The following is an 18,031-nucleotide window of genomic DNA, read 5'->3' on the forward strand; positions in this document are numbered from 1 at the left end:
GGACAAGGGGTGGGGACATGACACAGCGCACGGGAACAGCCACGACGGGCACGGCCGGGGCGACGGAGGACAGCCCCTCCCCGGACCCCGCACAGGACACCTCGGCCGAGTCGGCGGAGAACCTCCCCGCACCCGCGCTGGACACCGACGCGCTGCTCGACGACCCCGGCATCCGGATCATCGTCTGCTGCGGTTCGGGCGGCGTCGGCAAGACCACGACCGCGGCGGCCCTCGGGGTACGGGCGGCCGAGCGCGGCCGCAAGGTCGTCGTCCTCACCATCGACCCGGCCCGCCGGCTCGCCCAGTCCATGGGCATCGACTCGCTGGACAACGTCCCGCGCCGGGTGCCGGGCATCAAGGGCGGGGGAGAGGACGGCGACGCCGGGGAACTGCACGCCATGATGCTCGACATGAAGCGGACCTTCGACGAGATCGTCGAGGCGCACGCGGACGCCGAGCGGGCCCGCGCGATCCTGGAGAACCCCTTCTACCAGTCCCTGTCGGCCGGCTTCGCGGGCACGCAGGAGTACATGGCGATGGAGAAGCTCGGGCAGCTGCGCGCACGCGACGAGTGGGACCTGATCATCGTCGACACCCCGCCGTCGCGCTCCGCGCTGGACTTCCTGGACGCGCCGAAGCGGCTCGGCTCGTTCCTGGACGGGAAGTTCATCAAGCTGCTGATGGCCCCGGCGAAGATGGGCGGCCGGGCCGGGATGAAGTTCCTGAACGTCGGCATGTCGATGATGACGGGCACCCTCGGCAAGCTGCTCGGCGGTCAGTTCCTGCGCGACGTACAGACCTTCGTCGCGGCGATGGACACCATGTTCGGCGGCTTCCGTACCCGGGCCGACGCCACGTACAAGCTGCTGCAGGCGCCCGGTACGGCGTTCCTGGTCGTCGCGACACCGGAGCGGGACGCGCTGCGCGAGGCGGCGTACTTCGTGGAACGGCTGGCCGCGGAGGAGATGCCGCTGGCAGGTCTGGTGCTCAACCGGGTCCACGGCAGCGATGCCGCCCGGCTCTCCGCCGAGCACGCCCTGGCCGCCGCAGAAAATCTTGACGGGGTCGGCATTGTGGATCAGACGACCGGGAAGACTGGACTTCGTGACCGGGCCGACCACTCGGTCGCTCCCGACTCCCCCGAAGTCGTTGCCACGCCCGGTTCCGCACCGGACCACACCCCCGACGTCACGCCCGACAACTCCGAGCGCGAGGACACCGCCGAGCAGAAGGACACCGAGGATCACGAACCGACTGCTTCGGACCACGCACCGGCAGCTTCGTACCACCACCCGACCGCTTCGGACCGCGTGCCGGCCGCTTCCGTCGAGGAGCTGACCGCCGGTCTGTTGCGTCTGCATGCTGAACGGATGCAGGTGGTCGCGCGCGAACAGCGCACACGTGACCGTTTCACCGCGCTGCATCCCGAGGTCGCCGTGACCGAAGTGGCCGCGCTGCCCGGTGACGTACATGATCTCGAAGGGCTCAGGGCCATCGGAGACCGTCTCGCGACCGGTTCCGCCCCGGCCGGAGCTGCGTAGCGACCCGCCGGTCCTATCCCACTGCGGCGTACCTCTCGTGCAGTTCGTCGTCGTCCAGTCCGATCGCCACGGGCAGGATGCCCGTGGACTGCTCGTACTCGCTGCGCGCGGTCTCCAGCAACCGGCGCCAGGACGTGACGGTGGGCCGCCTGCGCAACAGTGCGCGACGCTCCCGCTCGGTCATTCCGCCCCACACGCCGAATTCGACGCGATTGTCCAGCGCATCGGCCAGGCACTCGGTCCGCACCGGACATCCGGTGCACACCGCCTTGGCCCTGTTCTGCGCTGCCCCTTGTACGAACAGTTCATCCGGATCGGTAGTGCGGCAGGCTGCCTGCGCACTCCAGTCGGTTACCCAGCCCATCACGGCGCCGTCCTCTCCCGAATCGAGGCTCCCCCACGGCGGCAAGCGGCATATTCACCGCTGCCAGTTGAGGACGTTACGGAAGGTGGCGACAGCACAACACCCCCTTCGGGCCCAATCTTGAATGGCCCGAACGGACTATGCGTATGCGGCAGATCACCCAGGGGAGTGAGGCGAGGGCATACGCGACTATCCCGCCAGAATCGGGACAGTTCACCTGGATCACAACGGACGTTCAATGACACACGAGGCGAATTCGGGAACGCCTGGGGTCGTGGCCGGGACTTGCACGGGGGTTGATACGGAACCGGACTGCTGTGACAGTTGAGAGCAGCTTAGGCCAAGGCATATACGTGTGTCCGGCGAATGAGAACGTAGGCTGCCCCCATGCCAAAGAAGCGCTCGGGCGGGGGTCTCTCGACGACCCAGCAGGCCGCCAAGTTCCTCGGTGTCGCCGCGCTCTCCGGAGTCGTGCTCGCGGGCATCGCGCTGCCGGCCGCCGGAGCACTGGGCCTCGCCACCAAGGGAACGGTCGAGGGATTCGACGAGATCCCGGCCAATCTGAAGACTCCGCCGCTCAGCCAGCGCACCACGATCCTGGACAGCAAGGGCGGAACGATCGCCACGGTGTACTCACGCGACCGCACGGTGGTCCCGCTGAAGAACATCTCGCCGTTCATGCAGAAGGCGATCGTCGCGATCGAGGACGCCCGGTTCTACGAACACGGGGCCGTCGACCTCAAGGGCATCCTGCGCGCACTGAACCGCAATGTGCAGTCGGGCGGGACCGCCGAGGGCGCGTCGACCCTCACCCAGCAGTACGTGAAGAACGTCTTCGTGGAGGAGGCTGGCGACGACCCGGACAAGGTCGCGCAGGCCACCCAGCAGACGATGGGCCGCAAGGTCCAGGAGCTGAAGTACGCGATCCAGGTCGAGGAAGAGCTCGGCAAGAAGAAGATCCTGGAGAACTACCTCAACATCACCTTCTTCGGGCAGCAGGCCTACGGCGTCGAGGCCGCCTCCCAGCGCTACTTCTCCAAGTCGGCGAAGGATCTGACGCTGGAGGAGTCCGCGCTGCTGGCCGGCGTCGTGCAGTCGCCCAGCCGCTACGACCCGGTCAACGACACGGCCGAGGCCACCAAGCGCCGCAACATGGTGCTCCAGCGCATGGCGGACGTCGGGGACATCTCGCGGGCCCAGGCCGACAAGGCGAAGGCGACCCCGATCAAGCTCCGGGTCAAGAAGCCGAAGAACGGCTGCATCACCGCCGTCAGCGGCGCCGGCTTCTTCTGCGACTACGTACGCCATGTCTTCCTCACCGACCCGGTCTTCGGCAAGACCAAGGAGGACCGGGCCAAGATCTGGAACCGCGGCGGCCTGACGATACGGACGACGCTCGACCCGCAGTCCCAGCAGTCGGTGCAGGCCTCGATCAAGAGCCACGTCTACAAGTCGGACAAGGTCGCGACGGCCGTGACGCTGGTCCAGCCGGGCACCGGCAAGATCATGGGCATGGGCCAGTCCAAGCCGTACGGCTTCGGCAACAACGAGACCCAGTACAACTACTCGGTCGACAAGGCCATGGGCGGCTCCAACTACGGTTTCCCGACCGGTTCGACGTTCAAGCCGTTCGTCGCGGCGGCCGCCATAGCGCAGGGGAAGCCCGCGACCCAGGTCTATTCGTCGCCCTACGAGATGCCCTACCCGACGGTTCAGACCTGCGACAAGCCGTACGTGAACCTGAACGGCGAGCGGGTACCGAACGAGAACGAGTCGGAGCGCGGTCCGTACGCGTTGAAGGAGGCGATGGAGAAGTCCGTCAACACCTACTTCATCCAGATGGTCGAGGACATCGGTCTCTGCCCTGTGGCGAAGATGACCGACAAGCTCGGTGTGGTGCAGGGCAACGGTGAGAAGCTCCCCCAGTCCCCCGCCATCGCGCTCGGCTCGAAGGGGCTGTCCCCTCTGACGATGGCCAGCGCGTACGCCGCCTTCGCCAACCGCGGTACGTACTGCACGCCGGTTGCCATGGAGTCGGTCAGCAAGGCCGACGGCACTACGCTGCCCGTGCCCAAGACCACCTGCTCGCAGGCGATGACTCCGACCACGGCCGACACCATCAACACCCTGCTGCGCGGAGTGGTCGACTCCGGTACCGGCCAGGAGGCGGGCCTCCAGAGCCGCGACAACGCGGGCAAGACCGGTACGACCGACGCCCGGAAGAACGCCTGGTTCGTCGGGTACACGCCGAACATGTCCGGCGCGGTCTGGGTCGGCAGCCCGTCCCAGAGCGTCGAGATGGAGCGCATCACGATCGGCGGCGTGTACCAGGACAAGGTGTACGGCGGGCAGGTCCCCGGACCGATCTGGCGTGACGCGATGACGGGAGCGCTCAACGGAGTTCCCGCCCCCGCCTTCAACACCGTCGACATCCCGGACCCGCCGAAGAACGACGAGCGGGACAAGGACAGGGGCCACGGCCGGGACAGGGGCAGGCCCGGCGCCGGGGGCAAGAAGCCCGGTGACAAGAGCCCGTTCCCCGGCATCACCATCTCGCCGGACCTGACCGGCGGGAACAACGGCGGCGGCCACCGGGGCCGGACCGCAGGCGGCACGCAGGGGCCCTGAGCCACCCGGCTCGACCCCGGAACGAGGGGGTGCCCCGCTCTACCCCTGCTGCGGTCCCTGTCGCGGTCCCCGTCGCACGGGGCTCAGCCCGCGAGGAGCTTCTTCACCGAGGCGGCCACCCGGCCGCCGTCGGCGAGCCCGGCCACCTTCGGGTTCACGATCTTCATGACGGCGCCCATCGCGCGCGGTCCCTCGGCCCCGGCGGCCCTGGCCTCCTCGACGGCGGACGCCACGATCGCGCCCAGCTCGTCGTCGCTCAGCTGCTTCGGCAGGTACGCGTCGAGAATCTCGCCCTCCGCCTTCTCACGCTCGGCCTGCTCGGTGCGGCCGCCCTGCGCGAAGGCCTCGGCCGCCTCGCGGCGCTTCTTCGCCTCCTTGGCGATCACCTTCTGCACCTCGTCGTCGGAGAGCTCGCGGGCCGTCTTGCCGCTGACCTCCTCCTTCGTGATGGCGGTGAGCGTCAGCCGGAGCGTGGACGAGGTCAGCTCGTCACGCGCCTTCATGGCCGTGGTGAGGTCTTCCTTGAGCTTGGACTTGAGCGTGGTCATGTGCTGATTGTGGCAGGTACGGGGCGACCGGCGCCCGCCGGTTTTCTGTCTGCCGCACGGTGTCTGCGACGATGGACGCATGCGCGCACGCTACGGAGTACCCCTGAAAGTCACGGCAGTCGGCGCGGCGATCGGCGCAGCCGGCATCGCCTACGCCGCCGGATTCGAGGCCCGCTCGTTCCGTCTGCGACGGGTCGCCATTCCCGTACTCCCGCGCGGGGCACGCCCGTTGCGCGTGCTCCAGGTCTCCGACATCCACATGGTGAGCGGTCAGCGCAAGAAGCGTGCCTGGCTCCAGTCGCTGGCCGGCCTGCGCCCGGACTTCGTCGTGAACACCGGCGACAACCTCTCCGACCCCGAGGGCGTGCCCGAACTCCTCGACGCCCTCGGCCCGCTGATGGAGTTCCCGGGGGTGTACGTCTTCGGCTCGAACGACTACTACGGCCCCAAGCTCCGCAACCCCGCCCGCTACCTCCTCGAAAAGGCCCGGGGCAAGCACGGCCTCAACGGGAACGCGCCCGCGGTCGGCGTCGTCCACAACCCCTGGGAGCCGATGCGCGACGCCTTCGACGAGGCGGGCTGGCTGGGCCTGTCCAACACTCGTGGCCGCCTCAAGGTCGACGGTCTGGAGCTCGCCTTCACCGGCCTGGACGACCCGCACATCAGGCGCGACCGCTACGCGGAGGTGTCCGGCGGCCCCGAGACGGGCGCCGACCTCTCCATCGGCGTGGTCCACGCCCCCTACCTGCGCTCCCTGGACGCCTTCACCCAGGACGGCTACCCCCTGATCCTGGCCGGTCACACCCACGGCGGCCAGCTCTGCATCCCCTTCTACGGAGCCCTGGTCACCAACTGCGACCTGGACACGGACCGGGTCAAGGGCCTCTCCACCCACTCCGTCGGCGACCACCGCGCCTATCTCCACGTCTCCGCCGGCTGCGGCACCAACCGCTACACCCCGGTCCGCTTCGCCTGCCCGCCCGAGGTGACCCTTCTGACCTTGACTCCCCAGGACTGAGGACCGGCCCGGGGCGCCGCCCGGGGGCCCGGCCCTTCCCACGCCGGCGGCGCAGAAACCGGATTTCGCCTGCGGGCGCGAGTGGGCTAAAGTAATCGATGTCGCCGGGAGACCGGCGGCGATCGGGGTGTAGCGCAGCTTGGCAGCGCGCTTCGTTCGGGACGAAGAGGTCGTGGGTTCAAATCCCGCCACCCCGACAGCTGAAATACCAGGTCAGGCCCGGTGCTGAGAAATCAGCACCGGGCCTGATCTGCGTTGCGGGCCTTCTGGAGCCGCAGAGCAGCAGAGGAGCCGTAGAGGAGTCGGCTTCGAGATCCCGGCCTCCAAGCTCTGTCGTCTCGGCGGCCGGGGTTCCTCCTCCAGGGTCGCGCGAGGACGCGACAGCTGCCGCTCTCGGCGCAGCTGTCCGGGTCGGCGTCGACCGCGCGCCGAGCCGACGCGCCCGCCGCCGCACCGGTCGTGGCGTGTGCCCCAACGGCAGGCGCGTCCGGGTCCTACGACGGCAGGCGTGTCCGGTGCCACGACGGTGGCGCGTCCGGTCCTACGGCGGCGGGCCCGGCCGGGCTGAATCCGGCGTCATGGAAATCAGCTTCCCGGCTCATCATTTCCCCTACGTCCCCGTCCCCCTTCCGGCGGTCACCGGCTTCGTTCAAACGCTCGCGTCGGCATCCGTTCGAGGGGGGAAGGGGCGGTTGTGCGGCAGCATCCCGACCGGTCGCAGGATGATCGACTACGGCGCAGCGTGGCTCGGCCGGTGAACGATGGTCCCGCCTCACTCCGCGGACTCGCATTCGTCCCTGGATCCGGGAAAGGCCGCAGGCATTCCAGTCTCCGAGCAAGGTGCGCCCACTCGCCAGGTGGCGGGAGCCCGGCACGGCAGTGCGTGCCTCCGCAGAGTGCCTGCCGAAGCGGCGTCGCCCAGGAGGTGTCCCGGCGTGATCCGGCCGCTCCGAGCACGAGGCTCATGGCGCTGCGGCCCCGCGAGGGTTTCGCCGAACAGAACCCGCACGCGCACGTCGAGCCCCGGCGGAGCCGTCCTGGCGGCCTGTTCTTCAGCCGGGTCCGGCCGATGCTCCTGACCCACCCGGGCCAGGGACGCCATCACCACCACAGAGGAGCACGGATGCACCTGATTCCCTCAGAACAGGAAAAGCTGCTGCTGAGCGTGGCGGGAATGCTCGCCAGCTACCGCAAGGAACGCGGCATCAAGCTGAACTACCCGGAGGCCGTGGCCTACATCAGCTGCTGGGTCATCGAGGAAGCCCGGGCGGGCACCTACTCCGTCGACGAAATGATGAGCGACGCCACCATTCCTCTGCCCGAGCGGCAGGGCGACACCCAGGGCGAGGGAGAGAGCGTCCTGACGCGTGCCGACGTCATGGAGGGCGTGCCCGAGATGCTCGACATCCTGCAGATCGAGGCGACCTTCGCCGACGGCCGCAAGCTCGTCACCCTCCACAACCCGATCCGCTGAGGACGCCCCATGCCCTACTTCCAGCCGCTGACCACGCAGCCTTTCCCCGTCCCGCCCGAGCCGGTCGGGCGCCCGGTCGCACAGCCCGTCCCCACGCCGCCCGGTTCCGGCCCGAGGGTCGAACAGCCTTCGCTCAAGCCGTCCGCCCTGGATCCGACGGCGGACTACGACTTTTCCGAGTACCCGGTCGGAGGCGTGTGGGTCAAGGAGCCCGACTCGAAGCATGTGCTCAACTCCGCGGCCGCGCAGGCGGTTGTGTACGTGATGAACGTGGGTGACCGCGACATCCAGATCGGTTCGCACATCCACCTGGCCGACGTCAACGACGACCTGCTGTTCTTCACCGACGAGGAAGCGGTCGGCGAGGCCGAACGCGTTCTGGAGGACGAGGAATCGCCCTGGCCCGACCGGATCGCCGCGGTCCGCCGGTTGGCGCACGACCGGTCGAAGACACCTGGTCGGGCCCCCTGGGGATTTCGCCTCGATGTCCCTCCGGGGGACTCCAAGCGGTTCAGCCCCGAGTCCTCCCCCAGCGAGGAGATCGAAGTCGTGGCGATCAGCGGGCGGCGACGTGTTCCCGGTCTGCGCAAGGACAAGCAGCTCGGCGACATCTCCCTCGACTGACCGCCCCGTACTCCCAGCTGGAGGAATGCAATGACCACCATCACGCGCGCGGACTACGCGAAGTCGTACGGCCCGACCGTGGGCGACCAGGTCCGCCTGGGCGACACCAACCTCTGGATCGAGGTCACACACGACCTCACCTTCGGCGGCGACGAGGCGATCTTCGGCGGCGGCAAGACCGTTCGCGAGTCCATGCTGCAGGGCACCACCACCAGCATCGAGGGCGCCCCCGACACCGTCATCACCAACGTGGTGATCCTGGACGTCTCCCCCGCCCAGGAACTGGCCGGCCTCGTCCCCGGTGAGAGCGCCGGCCGGAGTGCCGTCGTGCGGGCCGACGTCGGCATCAAGGAGGGCAGGATCGTCGCGATCGGCAAGGCCGGCAACAGCGACGTCATGGACGGCGTCACCCCCGGGCTGGAACTCGGGACCTCCACGGACGTGATCTCCGGCGAGGGAAAGATCCTCACCGCCGGCGCCGTCGACACCCATGTGCACTTCATCTCCCCCTCGGCCGTCGTGGAGGCCCTGTCCACCGGGACCACCACCCTGGTCGGCGGCGGCGTGGGCCCCTCCGAGGGGTCCAAGGCGACCACCGTGACCCCTGGTCCGCAGCACCTGGTGAACCTGCACCGCAGCTTCGACGACCTGCCGGTCAACGTCCTGCTGCTGGGCAAGGGCAACACCGTCAGCAAGGACGGTCTGGACGAGCAGGCGTTGGCGGGCGCCGGCGGCTACAAGATCCACGAGGACTGGGGGGCCACCCCGGCGGCGCTGGACGCCGCGTTGAAGGCCGGGGAGGACTGGGGCCTGCAGGTCACTCTGCACGCCGACTCCCTCAACGAGGCCGGCTTCTGCGAGACCACCCTCGCGGCCGTCGACGGACGCGGCATCCACGTCTTCCACGCCGAGGGCGCAGGTGGCGGGCATGCCCCCGACATCATGAAGGTGGCCGCCGAGAAGAACGTCCTGCCCGCCTCGACGAACCCGACGCTGCCGTACACGGTGAACACGGTGGCCGAGCACATCGACATGCTGGCCTCCGCCCACCACCTCGATCTCCGCAACCCGAACGACCAGGCGTTCGCGGACTCCCGTATCCGCTCCACGACCATGTTCGCCGAGGACGTGCTCCACGACATGGGTGCCATGTCCATCACCTCGTCCGACGCCCAGGCCATGGGCCGCATCGGGGAGGTCGTGACCCGCACCTGGCAGGTCGCGCACGTCATGAAGGAGTGGAGCCACAAGACCTTCCACGACGCGAACTTCTTCTACGGGCCCGAGCACGGGGAGGGCGACAACGCCCGCGCTCTGCGCTTCGTGGCCAAGTACACGATCAATCCCGCCATCGCCCACGGGATCGACGAGTACGTCGGCTCGGTGAAGGTGGACAAGCTGGCCGACCTGGTGCTGTGGGATCCGCGGTTCTTCGGTGTGCGGCCCGAGATGGTCATCAAGGGCGGCGCGATGGTGGTCGGGAATCTGGGCGACCCGAACGGTTCGGTGTCCGCCCCGCAGCCCACTCTCCTGCGGCCGGCGATGGCCGCCCCGATCGCCTCGCACCTGTCCTACGCGTTCGTCTCGGACAAGGTCCTCAACCCGCCCGCCGGCACCGACCCCTACAGCGCGGTGCGGGGCAAGGGTGTCTTCAAGGACTCGCTGAAGGACACTCTCGGGCTGCGTCGTGAGCTGAAGGGCGCCAAGCCCGTCAAGGACGTCACGAAGCAGGACATGGTCTTCAACGACAAGCTCTTCGGGATCGACATCGATCCGGCCGAGTTCCGGATCGCGGTCGAGATCCCGGGAGTCGACCCTCAACGGGGACATCACCTCACCCCGCACCCGGAGCGCCCGGGGTTCTGGCTCCTCGACCAGCCGAATCCGCCCGAGAGCCTGCCGCTCACCCAGCGCTACCTGCTGTTCTGAGACGCCCTGTGAGCGCCTCTTCGCTCCTGCTCGCCCTGCTGGGCGACGCCCGGCTCCCCTCCGGCGGGCACACCCAGTCCGCCGGCCTGGAGCCCGCCCTGCGGGCCGGTACGACATCGGCCGAGATTCCCGCCTACCTGCGTTCCCGCCTGCACACGGTCACCCGGGTGGAGGCGGGGACCGCCGTCGTCGCCCGTGCGGTGGCAGCGGACGGCGGCGATCTTGCCTCGGTCGAGGCCGCCTGGGCGGCCCGGACCCCCAGCCCGGCGCTCAGGGCCAACGGGCGGCGCCTGGGGCGCGGGTACCTGCGCGTCCTGCAGACGCTGTGGCCCGGCCCCCTGGACGCTCGCGCACGCACCTGGTCGCGCCCGGTCGTGCTGGGGCTGCTCGCCCACCGCTCCGGGATGGACGCCGCCGACGTGGCCCGCCTGGTCGGCTACGACGACGTCCAGACCGTGACGGCGGCCCTGCTCAAACTCGAACCGCAGGACCCCCTGGTCGTCACCGGGTGGGTGAACGGCCTGCTGCCCGACATCGACCGGATGGCCACTCAGGTCGCCCGGCTGCACACCCCCGAACAGATCCCTGCCCACGGCGCCCCGCTCATCGAACGCTGGGCCGAGACCCACGACACCACCACAGAAAGACTCTTCAGTGCCTGAGAACACCACCGCCCCTGCCCGCGCCATGCGTCTGGGCGTAGCCGGTCCCGTCGGCACCGGCAAGAGCTCGCTGATCGCGACGCTGTGCCGGGCCCTGTCCGGCGAACTGCGCCTGGGGGTCATCACGAACGACATCTACACCGACGAGGACGCACGCTTCCTCAGGAGCGCCGGGGTGCTGGACCCCGAGCGGATCCGCCCGGTGGAGACGGGTGCCTGCCCTCACACGGCGATCCGCGACGACGTGACCGCCAACCTGCTGGCGGCGGAGGACATGGAGGCCGACTTCGGCCCTCTGGACCTGGTCGTCATCGAGTCCGGCGGCGACAATCTCACCGCGACCTTCTCCCCCGCCCTGGTGGACGCCCAGTTGTTCGTCCTCGATGTCGCCGGCGGCGGTGACGTCGTCCGCAAGGGCGGTCCCGGCATCGCCCGCGCCGACCTCCTCGTGATCAACAAGACCGACCTCGGCCAGTACGTGGGCGTGGACGTGGAACGCATGACCCGCGAGGGCAGCGAGGCCCGCAAGGGATCCCCGGTGATCGCGCTGTCCCGGCACGACGAGGCGTCCGTCCGGATGCTGACCGGCTGGGTCCGCGAGGCCCTCGCCCGGTACCGCACCGGTGATCACACCCCTGTCGACCCCGGCCCCATGGCCCCGCACTTCCACGCCGGCCAGGAAGGCGGTGGCGGTCACCCGCACACTCACGCCGACGGCACCACCCACACGCACGACCACGCCCCGACGAGGGCCGGGCAGATCGCGTGACCGGACCCACCCGCCTGGGCGTTGCCCCCGCGACCGGACGCAGCCGCGTCCACCACACCACTGGGCACCTGACGGTGCGGATCGTGGACCAGGACGCCGGCGGAGCCAGGGTGGGCCTCATCGCCACCCGGGCGCTGCTGCTGTCCGGCGACGACGTCCGTATCGAGGTGGACGTCGCGCCCGGCGCCTGGCTCGACGTCGTGGAGCCGACCGGCACGGTCGCCTACGAGGGCGACACACCGTCGTCCTGGACGATCCACGCCACCGTGGGCGACGGAGCCGTCCTGACCTGGGCGGGCAGGCCGTTCGTGGTCTCGGACGAGATCACCACCCACCGCAGCACCCGCATCCGGGTCCACGGCACCGGCAGGGTGCTGATGCAGGAGAAGGTCGTACTGGGTCGCGCGGGGCAGGCGGGCGGGGACCTGACCACGTCCCTGGACGCAGCCGACGACACCGGTCCGGTGCAGGTGGAACACCTGGACCTGGGCCGGAAGGCCCGTCGGATGCCGGGCATCTTCGGAAGCCTCCGTTCCATGGACACGGTCACCGCCCTGGGATGGACGCCTGGACCTCCCGGTGAACCGGAAGCGGGCACCACCGGGCCCGGGGAGACCTACTTCCCCCTGGACCGGTCCGGGGCCGTGCTGCGCTGGATGGGAATCGGCCGGTTCCGTGACCGGCTGTGCGATGCCGCCTTCGCCGCCTGGCGCGAGGACGCCATGCGCGACTACCGGCACCAGCGCGCAGCGCGCCGCCCGGGGCGCGCAGAGGAGCCCGTCCTCGGAGAGGGTGGTCGCAGCCCGGGCGCAGTCGCCACGGCATCCACGGCCGGGCGAGCCGTTCCCGCCCGGCGGCCCGCCGTCGCCTCGGCCTGATGCCGCGAGGCAGGACGCCCCGCCGGAAGAGAACACCCGGGCCCGTCGGCAGCGTGGAGCCGTGCGGGCACGAAGAGCGCGTTCGACGCCGTGCCCGTGGAGACACCGGCGCGGCGCGCGAGGTCCCACGCCGTGTGTCCCCGTGCCGGTCGGCACGGGGACTCGCCCCTCCCGCGGACCACTCCGGCCACTCCGGCCATGCGGGCCATGCGGGCCATGCGGGCCATGCGGGCCATGCGGGAAAGCCCTGCAGCGCTTCAAGATATAGCCACGATCCGTCATTTTTCCTCATAAAGGAAACTTCAACGAAGATCATGGAGCTCTTCCGGAAATCCCTCACCGGAGGCGAATGCGCGAACACCAATTCACCATTGCTCATTCGCGAACCCTTCACGTATGCTCATCCCGAATGCACCGACAGTTACCACCCTTAACCCTGGGTAACTGTCGAATGATTTCCCTTTCGTCCGCCCGGAAATCCAGAGGAGAGCCGTATGCGAGGCAGGTCCAGAATCGCCACCATTTTCGGATCCGTAATTGCCGCTCTGGCATTGGGGATCGCCGTTCCCGGATCGGCACAGGCCGCATCCTGCAGTGGATATCAGTGCGATGGCCACGATCCGAATATTCAGACGTGGCAGTCGGGCCCTGTCAGCCCGCACGAGATCGACCTGGGCAGCTCGAACCATCTCGAATTGCGCTGGGGAAAGACCGACGGAGACCAGTACGGCTGGGCACGTCTCGAATACCTCAGCATTCCGCCCGCCTACAACATCACGGTGGAGCGCTGCAACAAGGGCGGGGGGTCGTGCGAAACGGGCCTGGGCAAGAAGGCCGCCGGCGCGAGCGGCTGGACGGTGAAGAAGGCGGGCACGTCCAACACCTACACGACGTGGACGCCCATGTACTACAACCCGTCCACCAAGCAGGTGCGGGCATGCGTGACGCCCACATCAGGAGGAACCAAGCGCTGCACGGCGTGGTACTGACGGGCAGACACCGGCAGTGAGCGGTCGGCCGGCCCTCTCGCCTCCTGGCACAGCGCACCGCTCCGCAGCCTGCTGCGGGAGAAGCCGCCGGTGAACCGCTCGGCGCAGTTACGGCCTGCTCGACCACATGGGCGGCGTTCCGCTTCCGTAAACCCGGAGCAGGGCGTCGCCCATGTGCGCCGGGGTACGGCCGGTCCCGCTCCACCGGAGCGGCTCGAATTCTGCCGTTTCAGCGCTCGACCGACCCCCTCTCTCTCTTCATTCGCGCCCTAATACCAGGAGGCAGCTCATGGCCGACGAGATGGTTCGTCTCGCCCAGAGATTCGTGAACACGACCTACAACAACGGTGCGACGCTCGGCATATCCAAGCTGAACGAGAACGGTGTGACCGGCTGGCCCACGATGTACGCCCTGACCCGGGCGCTCCAGTACGAAATGGGCATCAGCTCACTGTCCGACTCGTTCGGCCCTGCCACGCTGGCGGCGATCGGTGAGAAGTACGGAAAGCTGGACGAGACGACCATTCCCTCGGCCAACTTCTGCCGAATCATCCAGTCCGCCCTTTACTGCAAGGGTTACGACGGCGGCGAGATCGACGGCACGTACAACTCCCGGGTCAAGGCCGCTGTCACCAAGCTGAACCAGGACATGGGCCTGAGTGTCGCCTATCCGGGCAGCGTCCTGTGGCCGAAGGCCGTCAAGGGCCTGTTCAACATGGATGCCTACGTCACCGTCAGCAATGGTTCGGGTGCCATCCGATCGATTCAGCAGTGGCTGAACGGCCGGTACATCCTCCGCAAGGACTTCTACGTCATCCCCTGCGACGGCCACCACTCCCGCACCGTTTCCCAGTCCATGCTGTACGCCGTCCAGTACGAACTCGGCATGGCCGACGGCGTCGCCAACGGCATATTCGGTCCGGGAACCAGGTCCGGCCTGGCGGAGCACACCCTCACCGAGGGATCCAGCGGCACCTGGACGCAGCTCTTCAGCGCCGCGATGATTCTCAACGGCCGTTCCGCCGTGAGCTTCACGAGTTCCTTCGGGAGCGCCCTCGCAGGGGAGACGGCCGCATTCCAGACATTCGTCAACCTCCCGATCACCGGGAAGGGGGACTTCGGCACCTGGGCATCCCTGCTCGTTTCCTACGGTGACCAGAATCGAAGGGGTGAGGCATGCGACGGAATCACCAAGGTGACACCGGCCCGTGCAGCAACCCTGAAAGCCGAGGGAATCAAATACGTCGGCCGCTATCTGCTCAATCCCAGCACGACCTCCCTCCCCGAGAAGGAGATCCAGCCCGGCGAGCTCCAGACCATCGCGGACCACGGACTGCGCTGCTTCCCGATTTACCAGACATACGGACGCGACGCCGCCGGATTCAATTATCCGTCCGGAAACGCCGACGGCTTCGCGGCGATCAATGCGGCCGAACGGCACGGCTTCAAGCCCGGAGCCCGAATCTTCTTCGCGGTCGACTTCGACGCATACGACTACGAAGTCACCGACAGCATCCTGCCCTATTTCAAGGGCATCGAAGATGCCATGGCCATATCGGGAAACTCCTACCGGGTCGGCGTCTACGGGCCGCGCAACGTGTGTATCCGCGTCTCCGAAGCGGACCACGCCACCGCCAGCTTCGTCTCCGACATGTCCAGCGGCTTCTCGGGGAACTACGGATATCCGCTGCCGCCGAACTGGGCCTACGACCAGATCGTCACCCGGACCCTCGGAACGGGAGACGCCGCCATCAATGTCGACCACAACATCGCCTCCGGCCGCGACATCGGCGAGGGGTCCTTCAACGCGCCGCGTGCCGACGGTCCCGACACCGCCTTCACCATGGGCCACTACCAGGCCCTGAAAAGCAACATCGGCTCGTACATGCAGTCGATAGGTTTTGCCGATGAGGACGGCAACCGCATCTTCACGCACACCGAGTGCCTCGAAACGGTTCTCTCCCAGGATTCGCTGATCACCGATCTTTCGCGCCAGTACAACATGCGCAAGTCGCTGATCCAGACCTCCACGTACTGGGAGATGCGGCACTACGACCTGATCGACCAGGCCGTGGACCACGCGGTCGCCTATTACCACACGGGAATCGGTGGCGGCATGACACCCGTCCGTGACTCCTCCACCGGAATCGCGCAGATCAGCGGCGACGTCGGTATCCGAGCCTGGAACTACGGCATCGAAAAGGGATTCGTCAGCGGCACCGTTCTCGACCCGGCCAAGGACGCCGACATCTGGACCATGTGGCAGCGGGTCAACAAGGACAATGCCTACGCGGTCAAGACCGTCTCGCTCATTCACCTGTGGGACGCCGGCGGCAAGCCCGGCGGCAGCAACCCGCCCGGCGGTGAAACCGTCATGCGCACCATGAGCCTGAACTACACACAGTTCGAGATCTTCCAGGTCCTGCGCCGCTACCAGGGCTGGGGCAACGAGGCGGAAGAGCACGCGACCAAGCGCATGGCGCTCTACCAGATCTTCGAAAAGTACAACGCCCTTTCCCGGATGTAGAAGGAACAGTCGTGGCAGCCGACCCCTACACGGGGCACAGCACAACCGCACTGGTTCTCATCGTCTTCGTCGGGTTGCCGATCGTCATCGCTCTCGGTGTTTACGCCTGCACAACTCTCGCTCGTAACGGATTCAGGAAGTCCGGCACTCTGATACGGCTCCGCTCGCTCGCCGCTTTCGCGGCGGTGGGAGCCGTCGGCCTCTACGTATGGGGTGCCGTACACCTGGTGACGCTCGACGAGACGCGCCGGGACCTGGCGTGCAAGAAGGCCGTGGGCCAGGCGCACGTCATGGAGATCGATTCCTACCGGCCGACCTACATCCCACTTGAGCTCGGCTGTCATCTGGAGAACGGCACCACGTATCCGGCAGGTGTCCCCGGCTACCTCAACCGTGCGGCGGCGGCTCTCGCCCTCACTGCCGTCGTACTGGGCGGCTTCACCGCACTGGAATCCGAGCGCCGGGTCACCAAGGAATTCAAGAGAGAGACAAGGCATCAGTGAACATATCCCGCCGTACGTTCCTCGCCCGTACCGCTGTGATCGCGGGCGCCACGGCAGCGGCATCGCTGCCCTTCTCCGAGTACCTCGCCTCCCCCGCCCACGCAGCAGACAGATACAACGAGCCCGAGCACATCAGACAAGCGGCCCGCCGGGCCCTGGAGCGCCGCAGACGCACCCGGGGCGGAAAGCACAGCCCCAACGGCTGGGAGATGGAAGTGGCCGCCGACAAGGGCGGGACAGTGTGGTCCCGCCCGGTCCCCGGTACGCCCATCGAGCGCGTCGCCGTACGGATCGGCGACGCGGAGACCGTGCTCGTGCACGTCATCCGCCGGTTCCACTACGAGGTGGACGCCCTGCGCAAGGGCGATGTGGTCGGCTGGCGCGAGCCGAGCGCGGTGCGCCGGGGTCTGGCCGAGGCCAATCAGGCCTCCGGAACCGCCGTACAGATCCGGCCGGGCCACTACCCGCTCGGCGCGAAGGGCGGCTTCTTCCCCCAGCAGCAGGTAGTGATCCGCGACATCCTCGCCGAACTGGAAGGTGTCGTGCGCTGGGGTGCGGACGACAAGAGGCCCGACGAGTCGCTCTTCTACCTTGATGTGAAGCCCGGCGACCACCTGCTGGCCGAGGTGGTCGCCAAGCTCCGCGGGTGGAGCGAACAACCCGGCAAGGGGGCCGGCGGCCCGGTGGATGTGCTGTCCGACAGGCGTCGCAGCGCCGCCAGGACACTGGCCCGCGAGCAGCGGGCCTCCTCGTAGCCACGAGCGGCTGCCGGGCCCGTACAGCACTTGCTGAACGGGCCCGGCCGAGCCCAGGGTGCGGGCCCGTTCGAGGCTCCCGGCCGGGCCTCTGCCTCGCCGCGGCGGCCGTCGCGCAGTTCATGGCGTGCCTGGACCTGCCGGTCATGGATGCCGGGCTCCCCGGACCGCCGCCGAGCGCACCCGCGCCGCCCCCGGTCCGGTGGCCTGGGGGGACAGGCGGGAGCCGGGAGCGGCCGTGGGGAGTCGCATTCGGCGACCATCACCCGGAATGCACCTTTCCTGCCCACATGCGAGTCTGGTGATGGCCCATCGTCCGAGATCCGCAACAGGAGGCACGATCGTGGGCAAGAAGCAGAGTCGGCAGAACCGCGGTGCCCGCACCGGCGGCCACGAACGCAGCACTGCTCCGGAGGCGAAGGAGCAGACGCAGCCAACGGCAGCCCAGGACACGGTGCACGCGATCTCAGAACAGGTCTCCCACCGGAAGCAGCGGAGGTTCGGCCACAACTGATCCTCGGATAACCAGGACAACCGCCCCCTGCGGCGGCACCCACCTTGTGGGAATGCCGCCGCGGCGGGCGGTTTCTGTTTGTGGTCACCCACCGGAGGGGCGGCGCCCCGGGGGCCCGCCCGAAACGGCCCGCCGGAAGGGCCCGCCCGAAAGGGCCGCCTGAAAGGGCGGTCCGGGGGGCTGCCCGAAGGGCCTGCCTGAAAGGGCTGTCCGGGAGAGCTGCCGAGCAGCACCGCCCATGCCCTGTCCGCGCGCCGCGCGTGCCCTCCCCCGCGCGCCGCCCATGAACCTCGCGGACCCCAGCGAGC

General features: G+C 68.5%; 16 protein-coding genes and 1 tRNA gene. 15 read left to right on the top strand and 2 right to left on the bottom strand.

What is annotated here, in order from left to right:
- Positions 1-17: 17 nt before the first annotated feature.
- Complete coding sequence (locus AADR41_RS35320) at positions 18-1,541, top strand: ArsA family ATPase (RefSeq protein ID WP_342286024.1); 1,524 nt, start codon at positions 18-20, stop codon at positions 1,539-1,541.
- A 13-nt stretch (positions 1,542-1,554) separates the two neighbouring features.
- Here AADR41_RS35320 and AADR41_RS35325 read toward each other — a convergent pair whose 3' ends face one another.
- On the bottom strand, positions 1,555-1,905 hold the full coding sequence (locus AADR41_RS35325; protein ID WP_176740522.1) for a WhiB family transcriptional regulator: 351 nt from the start codon (positions 1,903-1,905) through the stop codon (positions 1,555-1,557).
- Positions 1,906-2,292: 387 nt separating this feature from the next.
- Between AADR41_RS35325 and AADR41_RS35330 the strand changes: the two genes are divergently transcribed.
- Positions 2,293-4,533 (top strand): transglycosylase domain-containing protein, encoded by a 2,241-nt coding sequence (locus tag AADR41_RS35330; protein WP_342286025.1) that lies wholly within the window; start codon positions 2,293-2,295, stop codon positions 4,531-4,533.
- Positions 4,534-4,616: 83 nt separating this feature from the next.
- On the opposite strand, the gene AADR41_RS35335 is transcribed toward AADR41_RS35330, so the two are convergent.
- Positions 4,617-5,081 carry a GatB/YqeY domain-containing protein gene (locus AADR41_RS35335; protein WP_342286026.1) on the bottom strand — a complete coding sequence of 155 codons (465 nt, stop codon included), beginning with the start codon at positions 5,079-5,081 and terminating at the stop codon, positions 4,617-4,619.
- A 79-nt stretch (positions 5,082-5,160) separates the two neighbouring features.
- Between AADR41_RS35335 and AADR41_RS35340 the strand changes: the two genes are divergently transcribed.
- The 13 genes from AADR41_RS35340 to AADR41_RS35400 all read left to right on the top strand — a co-directional run bounded on the left by AADR41_RS35340 (position 5,161) and on the right by AADR41_RS35400 (position 17,723).
- Positions 5,161-6,099 carry a metallophosphoesterase gene (locus tag AADR41_RS35340; RefSeq protein WP_342286027.1) on the top strand — a complete coding sequence of 313 codons (939 nt, stop codon included), beginning with the start codon at positions 5,161-5,163 and terminating at the stop codon, positions 6,097-6,099.
- Positions 6,100-6,222: 123 nt separating this feature from the next.
- Positions 6,223-6,296: transfer RNA gene (locus AADR41_RS35345), tRNA-Pro, on the top strand.
- 926 nt (positions 6,297-7,222) lie between these two features.
- The gene (gene ureA, locus AADR41_RS35350) at positions 7,223-7,573 is read left to right on the top strand and encodes an urease subunit gamma (RefSeq protein WP_342286028.1); all 351 of its coding nucleotides are present in this window, start codon (positions 7,223-7,225) and stop codon (positions 7,571-7,573) included.
- A 9-nt stretch (positions 7,574-7,582) separates the two neighbouring features.
- Positions 7,583-8,197, top strand: coding sequence for an urease subunit beta (locus tag AADR41_RS35355; protein ID WP_342286029.1), 615 nt, complete (start codon positions 7,583-7,585; stop codon positions 8,195-8,197).
- Between the two features lie 30 nt (positions 8,198-8,227).
- On the top strand, positions 8,228-10,126 hold the full coding sequence (gene ureC / locus AADR41_RS35360; protein ID WP_342286030.1) for an urease subunit alpha: 1,899 nt from the start codon (positions 8,228-8,230) through the stop codon (positions 10,124-10,126).
- 8 nt (positions 10,127-10,134) lie between these two features.
- Positions 10,135-10,788 carry an urease accessory protein UreF gene (locus AADR41_RS35365; protein ID WP_342286031.1) on the top strand — a complete coding sequence of 218 codons (654 nt, stop codon included), beginning with the start codon at positions 10,135-10,137 and terminating at the stop codon, positions 10,786-10,788.
- A gap of 25 nt (positions 10,789-10,813) precedes the next feature.
- Entirely contained in the window at positions 10,814-11,557 is a 744-nt protein-coding gene (gene ureG / locus AADR41_RS35370; protein WP_446751161.1) for an urease accessory protein UreG, read from the top strand.
- A complete protein-coding gene (locus AADR41_RS35375; protein WP_342286032.1) occupies positions 11,554-12,435 on the top strand; it encodes an urease accessory protein UreD in 882 nt (293 codons plus the stop codon). The genes ureG and AADR41_RS35375 overlap by 4 nt, the downstream gene beginning before the upstream one ends.
- A gap of 494 nt (positions 12,436-12,929) precedes the next feature.
- Positions 12,930-13,424, top strand: a complete 495-nt coding sequence (locus AADR41_RS35380; RefSeq protein WP_342286033.1) for a hypothetical protein — start codon at positions 12,930-12,932, stop codon at positions 13,422-13,424.
- 289 nt (positions 13,425-13,713) lie between these two features.
- Positions 13,714-15,951, top strand: coding sequence for a glycoside hydrolase domain-containing protein (locus AADR41_RS35385; RefSeq protein WP_342286034.1), 2,238 nt, complete (start codon positions 13,714-13,716; stop codon positions 15,949-15,951).
- Between the two features lie 11 nt (positions 15,952-15,962).
- Positions 15,963-16,454: a hypothetical protein gene (locus AADR41_RS35390; RefSeq protein ID WP_342286035.1), complete on the top strand. Its 492-nt coding sequence runs from the start codon at positions 15,963-15,965 to the stop codon at positions 16,452-16,454.
- On the top strand, positions 16,451-17,209 hold the full coding sequence (locus AADR41_RS35395; RefSeq protein ID WP_342286036.1) for a twin-arginine translocation signal domain-containing protein: 759 nt from the start codon (positions 16,451-16,453) through the stop codon (positions 17,207-17,209). The genes AADR41_RS35390 and AADR41_RS35395 overlap by 4 nt, the downstream gene beginning before the upstream one ends.
- Before the next feature lie 343 nt (positions 17,210-17,552).
- Complete coding sequence (locus AADR41_RS35400) at positions 17,553-17,723, top strand: hypothetical protein (RefSeq protein ID WP_266915013.1); 171 nt, start codon at positions 17,553-17,555, stop codon at positions 17,721-17,723.
- Positions 17,724-18,031: the final 308 nt, after the last annotated feature.

This window comes from Streptomyces sp. CLV115 (genome assembly GCF_038448545.1).
Classification (GTDB): domain Bacteria; phylum Actinomycetota; class Actinomycetes; order Streptomycetales; family Streptomycetaceae; genus Streptomyces; species Streptomyces sanglieri.

Coding starts and splice junctions, on each gene's coding strand:
- ureG (WP_446751161.1), top strand. CDS start 10,814: ATGCGTCTGGGCGTAGCCGGTCCCGTCGGCACCGGCAAGAGCTCGCTG.
- AADR41_RS35330 (WP_342286025.1), top strand. CDS start 2,293: ATGCCAAAGAAGCGCTCGGGCGGGGGTCTCTCGACGACCCAGCAGGCC.
- ureA (WP_342286028.1), top strand. CDS start 7,223: ATGCACCTGATTCCCTCAGAACAGGAAAAGCTGCTGCTGAGCGTGGCG.
- AADR41_RS35320 (WP_342286024.1), top strand. CDS start 18: ATGACACAGCGCACGGGAACAGCCACGACGGGCACGGCCGGGGCGACG.
- AADR41_RS35325 (WP_176740522.1), bottom strand. CDS start 1,905: ATGGGCTGGGTAACCGACTGGAGTGCGCAGGCAGCCTGCCGCACTACC.
- AADR41_RS35335 (WP_342286026.1), bottom strand. CDS start 5,081: ATGACCACGCTCAAGTCCAAGCTCAAGGAAGACCTCACCACGGCCATG.
- AADR41_RS35385 (WP_342286034.1), top strand. CDS start 13,714: ATGGCCGACGAGATGGTTCGTCTCGCCCAGAGATTCGTGAACACGACC.
- AADR41_RS35380 (WP_342286033.1), top strand. CDS start 12,930: ATGCGAGGCAGGTCCAGAATCGCCACCATTTTCGGATCCGTAATTGCC.
- AADR41_RS35340 (WP_342286027.1), top strand. CDS start 5,161: ATGCGCGCACGCTACGGAGTACCCCTGAAAGTCACGGCAGTCGGCGCG.
- AADR41_RS35355 (WP_342286029.1), top strand. CDS start 7,583: ATGCCCTACTTCCAGCCGCTGACCACGCAGCCTTTCCCCGTCCCGCCC.
- ureC (WP_342286030.1), top strand. CDS start 8,228: ATGACCACCATCACGCGCGCGGACTACGCGAAGTCGTACGGCCCGACC.